At 62.9% G+C, this 315-nt stretch carries 1 pseudogene; it reads left to right on the forward strand.

The features are described from left to right. A pseudogene (locus tag NMG70_RS30630) lies at positions 1 to 315 on the forward strand (OmpA family protein); the annotation flags it as partial.

Genomic DNA, 315 nt, shown 5'->3' on the forward strand with positions numbered 1-315 from the left:
TGGCAATTCTATCAGAGCCTTGAGCCGGAGTTCGTGCTGAAGCGGCTAACGGCGTCGCTGACCCCGCCGAAATCGGTTCGGCTTTCGATCGTCGAGGATCGCATCGTTGCCGAGGGTGAGGCTCCCGACACCTGGATAGATCGGGCGCGCGCAGCGGCCCGACAGCTTTCGGCAGGCGGACCGGTATTCGACATCTCCAAGGTTCGTGATGTGAGCCCCGAAGCACGCGCGGCGGAGCACTGGCAGGCCTATCTGTCGCGACTTGAGGCCCAACCGGGAATCATCGTCGCCCAACAAAAGGTGCGCGATGGCCAA

Origin of the sequence: Mesorhizobium ventifaucium (assembly GCF_935822925.1) — a bacterium.
GTDB lineage: Bacteria > Pseudomonadota > Alphaproteobacteria > Rhizobiales > Rhizobiaceae > Mesorhizobium > Mesorhizobium ventifaucium.